At 60.6% G+C, this 7,075-nt stretch carries 6 protein-coding genes and 1 pseudogene; 2 read left to right on the top strand and 5 right to left on the bottom strand.

The genetic code is table 11. The annotated features are described in order from the left end of the window. Positions 1 to 152: 152 nt before the first annotated feature. The 3 genes from Q2941_RS50015 to Q2941_RS50005 all read right to left on the bottom strand — a co-directional run bounded on the left by Q2941_RS50015 (position 153) and on the right by Q2941_RS50005 (position 2,896). Positions 153 to 1,133, bottom strand: coding sequence for an ABC transporter substrate-binding protein (locus Q2941_RS50015; protein WP_458197310.1), 981 nt, complete (start codon positions 1,131 to 1,133; stop codon positions 153 to 155). Between the two features lie 518 nt (positions 1,134 to 1,651). After that, complete coding sequence (locus Q2941_RS50010) at positions 1,652 to 1,885, bottom strand: hypothetical protein (RefSeq protein WP_458197309.1); 234 nt, start codon at positions 1,883 to 1,885, stop codon at positions 1,652 to 1,654. 642 nt (positions 1,886 to 2,527) lie between these two features. Further along, positions 2,528 to 2,896: a rhodanese-like domain-containing protein gene (locus tag Q2941_RS50005; protein ID WP_458197308.1), complete on the bottom strand. Its 369-nt coding sequence runs from the start codon at positions 2,894 to 2,896 to the stop codon at positions 2,528 to 2,530. Positions 2,897 to 3,148: 252 nt separating this feature from the next. Between Q2941_RS50005 and Q2941_RS50000 the strand changes: the two are divergent. Further along, positions 3,149 to 3,319: pseudogene (locus tag Q2941_RS50000) on the top strand (IS630 family transposase); the annotation flags it as partial. A gap of 406 nt (positions 3,320 to 3,725) precedes the next feature. On the opposite strand, the gene galE reads toward Q2941_RS50000, so the two are convergent. Next, a complete protein-coding gene (galE, locus tag Q2941_RS49995; protein ID WP_458197307.1) occupies positions 3,726 to 4,769 on the bottom strand; it encodes a UDP-glucose 4-epimerase GalE in 1,044 nt (347 codons plus the stop codon). A gap of 227 nt (positions 4,770 to 4,996) precedes the next feature. On the opposite strand from galE, the gene Q2941_RS49990 reads away from it, so the two are divergent. Further along, entirely contained in the window at positions 4,997 to 6,694 is a 1,698-nt protein-coding gene (locus Q2941_RS49990) for a hypothetical protein (protein WP_458197306.1), read from the top strand. Between the two features lie 32 nt (positions 6,695 to 6,726). Here the strand turns inward: Q2941_RS49990 and Q2941_RS49985 are convergent. Next, positions 6,727 to 7,075, bottom strand: a 349-nt coding sequence (locus Q2941_RS49985) for a DUF2304 family protein (protein ID WP_458197305.1), incomplete at its 5' end; no start/stop codon positions are given.

Raw genomic sequence — 7,075 nt, 5'->3', positions numbered from 1 at the left:
TCGCAAGATGGCCAAGCTGATCCCGACGCAATCCCTCAAACCCGCATAACGGCCGTTGGGCCCCATCGGCGCTGGCGCCAAGACATCAGGACTACTGCCGCCTTTTTCAACGGAATCGGCCACAAACCGACGTTTCGCTTAATGGCGTTGCCTCAGTCGACAACCTCATCCGCTCTCATCAGCATCGCTGCCGGTATCGTTAGGCCGAGTGTTTCCAACGTCTTCTTATTGATCACGAGACGGAAGTGGGTTGGCTGCTCGAATGGGAGATCGGCGGGTCGCGCTCCTCTTAAGATCCGGTCCGCAAGGTCCGCAGCGCGATCGTAAACTTCACGCATATCCGGGCCATAAGACATCAGCCCGCCGTCCCGGACGAGGTATTCATATTCGTAAATCGCCGGCAGCTTCTGATGAGCGGCGAACTCAAAGACCCGCTTGCGATTGAGCGCAGTCAGCGCGTCCGTAACCATGAGGATAGCGTCGGGACGGTCGCGTACCATCGCGGCAAACGCGGCAGCGAAGTCGTCAGGCTCTCGCACGCCGAGCGCTAGTACTTCGAAACCCAGCATCCGAGCCGCAGTTTCGGCCGATCTATAGCGCAGAGTCATCCCTAGATCGTCTGCATTCCATAGCATGGCGATCTTGCGTAAACTCGGAAACGTATCCTTGAGGACCTCCAATCGCTTGGCCGAAAGCTCCGCTGCGACTTCGCCGACGCCGGTGATGGTGCCACCGGGGTGAGCCAAGCTATCAATTAAGCCCGTCGCGACCGGATCGGCACCCGTGATCGCAACCACAGGGACATTCGAGCGGTCTTTGATGACACGGGCGGCAGCATTGGCGTTCGTGATGATCAACTCTGTCTTAGTCTTCAGTTCGTCAACGAGCTCTGGCAGTCTGTCCGCATGTGCTTCCGCTGCCTGCCGCTCGAAAATCAAAGAGCTTCCGACAACGTAGCCACGCTTGGAAAACCCAGCCGTAAGCCCGGTAACGATCTCGCTCGTGTCCGCGAAGGGCGCTCCAGAACTCAGCAGTGCTACACGGCGGGGCTTGACTGCCGTCTGGGACAAAACGCCATTGTCGAGCAACGGCATCGACCCGAGCGCCAGAATGACGGACCTCCGCGAGATCATTAGTGAAAACTCTCCTCGGGCGCGCCACCAACAGTAACGATGCCGTTCTAGGACAGGCGCAGTTTGCCACGGGGCGGTTGGCAAGTCTTGGGCCCTACCCCGAATTGTGCAGAGCGGAGAACTCGCATCGCGCCGCTCACTTTACGAAGCCTACTGATGCCTTCGAGGGCTCGTCCGGCGTTCTGTGCGGCGGCCGGGTCCGGAAAGCGAGCCAGCGGGCCGCTTCGGCTCTGCCGCCACCGCTGCGGTCCGGTCCGGTGGTGTTCTGTTAGCCCTGCGCTCCCGGCGCGCTGTTTCCTACGGCCTTGTCCCTGACGCCAGATGCCTCACGCGGCGCCGCATGACGTGCTGTGCCGCGCGCGAGGCGTGCTCTATTCCGTTGCCGCGTAGTCGATGCCTGCTGGTGCCTGAACGGTGGCGTGGTGACCGAGCTTTATCTCCTTCACAACCAGACCAAGCACGATAGCTGCCATCACTACAATCAGCGGTCGAAGTTCTTCTCGACAAAGCATGCGGGATCAACGTGCACTGCTTTCATTCAGTTCCCCTAGTCCGGCTCGCGCGGCCAACCTTGCCTTAACGAAATCCGGTCTTCCCGTCGAAAAAACTGATGCGCTTCGATCGGTACTAGAGATCGTAACTGTGCGCGCCCGTGCCGCACGATACTCCATGTAAAGCTGACCGGTGACCAGCATCACGCCAGCCCAGACCAGAGCAAGCATCGCAAGTACCACCTGATGGGTGTCGTTCATGAGCGCCACAAGTCCCCTGCGTCACTCAAGGTGAGCGCGGTTCCGCTCTTGGGGGCAATGGGGGCGAAAAGCGCGGGACCGCGCGAGGCCCGAAGGTCCTACTTCGACAATCAATACGTGTATCGACTGTTCCTTTGGTGACGATAGGAAAATATGCGAATAGGGACGGGTTCCGCCCTTTCTCGGGCGTTGCCATGCGGGACGAACATCACCGCGTGCTGGCGCAGGCCTGCCCGGCGGTCCTGTGGCCGGCACCCCGGCGCGCTGTACGGCCTTCCGGCGAAAAACCCCGCGATAGTTACGCAGATCACTGTGATCGAGGCAGAGCCGGAAAAGCAGAACAAGGCGCTCTTGCTGATGGCCGATCAAGCACGATTCATGGCTCGCCAGCCGGGCTTTGTCTCAATCAGCTTGCATTGAAGTCTCGATGGCCGGCGCATTGTCAATTACATCCAATGGCAAAGCCGCGAACTGCTGCGGTCTGCGCACCAATCGCCCGACTTTCGCAAGGAGTGTCGCGGCGGCAACGAACAGGTTGCGTAGGTTCCGGAGTAAGCAGCGAAGCGATGCTTGGTCGGTGTCGAAGCCAACGGCCGGGGTGCTTCTATGGTAGTCGGAAGCATTGCCGCAGCGCGCGAAATGCTATTTCTCGACCGCGCCCGTCCAATCTTTGAAGCCTCCTACGTTGTAGACCTTTTCGTATCCCATATCCTTGAGCAACTTGCCCGCAAGCGCTGATCGCCCGCCGGAAGCGCAATACAGAATCACCGTTTTGCCCTTGTCGAAGTTCTTATCGTGGTAAGGCGACTCTGGGTCGGCTCGAAATTCCAGCATTCCGCGAGACACGTTCACCGCGCCAGCGATTTTGCCGCTGGCGATCACTTCCGGTGCATCTCGAACATCCAGGATGAGCGTGTTTCCGGTCTTGATCATGTCTGCGGCTTGTTCGGGGGTAATCTTCGGAACTGCGGCGTTTGCAGCTTCCAGCATTTGCTTGACGCTCGTCGCCATGGGTATTCTCCATTTCCGCCCCAGACAGAATAGCACTAGGTGACTATGCTGTCTTCGACCGCGTGGCGGTCGCCGCGCCACCTTCGCCTGCGCACTCGTCGGAGAGGAGGCAAGCAAGTTTGGCCGCTTGCGCGCTCGCGGAGGCGGCGAAGCCTACTGTTCGCGCAACGCGAGTCGGCCGAACGCAAAGGGCCATCTGAAATGCAAGTTCGTCACATAAAAGAGCGCTGGGATCTCTGAAGGAGAGCGCTTGTGGCGAATGCAGGTATGAGAGGTCGGCCGATCGCGCCGTTGGTGTTGAGTCAGCAGGAGCGGACGTACTTGGAGAGGCAAGTTCGTCGTCATCGTGTTGCCCGGTCGCTATCTGAGCGATGCCGCGCGATCCCGCGATGTGCACATCGAATGGCTTCGAAGGCTCACGCGATTTCACAGACACGAGGTCCGACAACCCATCGCCCAAATAGACTCAAGCATGGAACTCATCAAGCTCTTAAGTGGTGAGAATCCCTGCCTGCAGCCTCATGTATCGACCGCATCGCAGAGCATCAAGCACGTCTAAGGCGGTCTTTTTTGCAGAGGAGATGCCGCAGTCGAGGTGCTGCATACGGCGATCAGTGAGCTAACAATAAAGGGTCGTAACCGCGGCCCCTACCCCAAGGCGATCCGAAACGATTCCATTTTCAATGGCCTGCTGAGAGGATTGCTCTACCGGCTCGAGCTCGATCTTGGGCGAGCATCTCTTCACGCGCCGCGGCGGCAAGATCGTCCTAACACGCTTTGTCGCGCTGTTCCGAGTGTTTGCCGCGCTGCTCGCTGGCGCCAATCCGCTTCACCTTGCGGACAATGGGACGGCGTGGGAATAGCTGAACACTCTTGAGGGAGACCTTGCGTTACCTTGCGCCAATAGTCTGCGTTCCCAAGCGAGCGCGTGGCGAACGATCAGGGAAAGATCATCCCATTGAGGCCGCCAGCCTAGCAGGTTACGCATCCGTTCCGCCGACGCCACGATCTCCGCCGGATCGCCAGGCCGGCGCGCGGCAAGTTCGACGGGAAAGTCGTTTCCGGATTCGTGCCGCATGGCCTCGATCACTTGCATGACCGAAAAGCCGCGGCCGTAGCCGCAATTTAGCGTCAGGGGCTCTCCACCACCGCGCAGGTATGAAAGCGCCTGACAATGAGCGGTTACGAGGTCGCTCACGTGGACATAGTCGCGAATGCAGGTCCCGTCAGGAGTGGGATAATCGGTGCCAAAAACCTGCATCTTCTCTCGTAGACCCACAGCGGTTTCCGCTGCAACTTTGAGAAGATGCGTTGCCCCTTGTGTTGCCTGTCCAGTGCGGAGCGCAGGATCGGCACCTGCGACGTTGAAATACCTCAAGATGACGTAGCGTAGGCCGTGAGCGCGTGCAGCATCGCGCAGCATCGTTTCGGCCATGAACTTGGATGAACCGTAAGGTGATACAGGCGCAACGGGGGTGTCCTCCGTAACGGGATTTACTGGCGGATTCCCGTAGACCGCAGCCGTCGACGACAGGATGAAACGCTGCACTCCGCTCGTGATTGCGACCTCGAACAAGCTTCGGGAATTTTCGGTGTTGTTGCGATAGTATCGAAGCGGTGCGGCAACCGACTCCGGGACAGCGACAGAAGCCGCGAAGTGAATGATCTCCGAAATCCCATACTTCGCGATCAGCGACGCAACTCGCCTCTGATCCCCGATGTTCTCAACGAAAAGCGGGGCGCCGGATGGTATTGCCCATTCGAACCCCGATGAAAGATCATCGATCACGACGAGCTGTTCGCCACGATCGACGAGTTCGTACACCATGTGGCTGCCAATGTATCCGGCACCTCCGGTGATAAGGATTGCCATCGCTAGTCCACCTTGGGAGACCTGATTTGGAGCTTCGGAACAAAGTTCCCTTCAGACGTGTTATCGAAGCCAGCCAACGACAACACTTGAGGTGCGCTGGGGGTTCGTTCGCGATTTGGCGGTTGAGCGGATGTCGCCTGGTATGATGCAGGCGGCAGGGCAGAACCGTAGCGCGTTCTGATCCGCCGCGGAACTCCTTGTGCAGCCGCTCGATCGCAGGACACTGCATGGCGCTTGAACGGGTGGATGGCGACGCTTCTGGGTTTGCGAGGCCAAAACTCGGCCTCGCATTCGCTGCGCGCCATGCCGAGACGCTGCTCGTGCTCCTTGTGCTGGGCGTGGCCTTGGTCATCGGGCTTGCGACCGCCGTGGATTACGGGCCATCCACCGACGAATTCAACACCGACGAGTACGGCCCCAAGGCGCTTGCCTGGTACACGAGCGTCTTTGCGGATCGGTCTCAGTTCGAGACGGTCGAAGAGTATCTGTGGATGTATGGACCGTGGTTTCAGATGCTCGTCGCGGCCGTGCAGTCGCTTGAGCTCGCGAATCCGATGGCGGTCCGGCACTCGATGACCTTCCTGTTCGGCCTCGCTGGGCTCGCCGCCGTCGTGCCGATGGCACGGCTCACGGTCGGATACTGGGCCGGGCTGACGGCGCTCACCTTGTGCCTGCTGACCGGCTACCTGTACGGCAACCTGTTCTTTGCCCCGATCGACGTGCCGTTCCTGTTCGCCATGTGCTGGTCGACGCTCTTGATTGTCCTAATGGTGCGGCAGGGGGTGCCGAGCTGGCGTCTAGCCCTTGCGACGGGCCTTGCGACTGGCCTCGCCATCGCGACGCGCACTGGCGGGTTAATCACGCACGCCTACCTCGTCGGCGGCATGAGCCTGTGCGCGCTCGAGGCGATGCTGCGCCATGGCCGCGCGGGCTATGGCCAATTGCGCCAGATCGCCTTGCATACGCTGCTAACCATCCTCGTCGCCTGGCTGACGGCGATCGCGCTCTGGCCGTGGTTGCAGATTGGACATCCGCTCACACAATTCCTGGAGGCCTATCGGCACTTTGCTACGCTCGACACCTCGTTCGAATTCCAGAACTGGGGCCGGCGCACGTTCACCGATAAGCTGCCCGCCTGGTACATCCCCGGACAGCTCCTGGCGCGCTTGCCGGAGGGCTTTTTGGCGTTGTTGTTGATCGGCATGGCGGTCTGGATCGGTGCTGCTGGGTCGTGGACGCGCGCCGCCCTCGGCGCCCTACGTCGGTCCGGCGTTGCGGGACTGCGACCAGTCGCGGCCGAGCTCGCAGAATCGCGCGCGGTGCTGGTCGTCAGTGTGGCAGCGTTCGGACCTATCGGAGTGCTCATCCTGCAAGGCTCGACGCTCTATGACGGTGTTCGCCACGTATTGTTCGTGATCCCAATGCTCGCCATCGTAGCCGCGCGCGGACTGACGAGCCTCTTGCCCTTCTTGCGACGCCTCCCAATTGTGCCCACGGCCCTCGGGGTCGCGCACACGGGCGTCATTGTGGTGACGCTCGTCATCTTGCATCCGCTCGAATATATCGCGATGAATAGTCTGGCAGGGGGCGTCGCCGGCGCTTACGGCCGCTTCGACCTCGACTATTGGAGCATGGCGGCTCCCGAGGCGCTGCGCCGCCTCGAGGATCGAATTGACGCCGAAGGCCGGTTCGCGGGAGATCCACCGCGCGTGCTGCTCTGCCTGGCCTGGCGCGAGAATTTGGCCGGCGTGATGTTCCATCGTAACTGGATTGCCGAAACACATCTGGACAAGGTCGACTACCTGATCGCCACCGAGCGCTGGCCTTGTGCCGATGGCACGACGGCCGTACTGGTTGATGAGGTCAAGCGATTTGGCCGCTCCTTCGCCCAGATCTACGCCAATCGTCGCGGGCTCGGTAAGTGACGCCAAGTCCAGGCGCGACTTGGCAATGGCATCTACTTCTTCGCCTGCGTTTCGATCGCGGGCGCCTCGGCCTTTCGGCCCAAAATGACGGGGCGACGTTTTCGCGGAGGGACCGCCTCACGCCGACTCTCCTTGGCGCGATCGAGCGCCACGGCGCGCGCCAGCCGCGTGATCATGTCGAGCTGGAGCCGCAGCTTGAGATGCAAGTTGAGCATGATGAGCAGGCTGATCACGACCCAGATATAGACGATGAGGTCGGAGCCACGGCCGATTCCCACAAGGGCCGCAAGTGCTGTGGCGTGCTCCTGCACCCAGACGAAGTAGAGGCCGGCGAGCGCTGCGCTGCTCGCGAGCAGGCCGATGATCGGCACCGTCCGATGC

The sequence above is a fragment of the Bradyrhizobium sp. UFLA05-153 genome, from assembly GCF_054185185.1.
This window is presented reverse-complemented; position numbering and strand designations above follow the sequence as displayed.

What these genes read in the sequence shown, in the direction of transcription:
- Q2941_RS50010 (WP_458197309.1), bottom strand. Translation starts at nt 1,885, where the DNA reads ATGAACGACACCCATCAGGTGGTACTTGCGATGCTTGCTCTGGTCTGG.
- Q2941_RS50005 (WP_458197308.1), bottom strand. Translation starts at nt 2,896, where the DNA reads ATGGCGACGAGCGTCAAGCAAATGCTGGAAGCTGCAAACGCCGCAGTT.
- galE (WP_458197307.1), bottom strand. Translation starts at nt 4,769, where the DNA reads ATGGCAATCCTTATCACCGGAGGTGCCGGATACATTGGCAGCCACATG.
- Q2941_RS50015 (WP_458197310.1), bottom strand. Translation starts at nt 1,133, where the DNA reads ATGATCTCGCGGAGGTCCGTCATTCTGGCGCTCGGGTCGATGCCGTTG.
- Q2941_RS49990 (WP_458197306.1), top strand. Translation starts at nt 4,997, where the DNA reads ATGGCGCTTGAACGGGTGGATGGCGACGCTTCTGGGTTTGCGAGGCCA.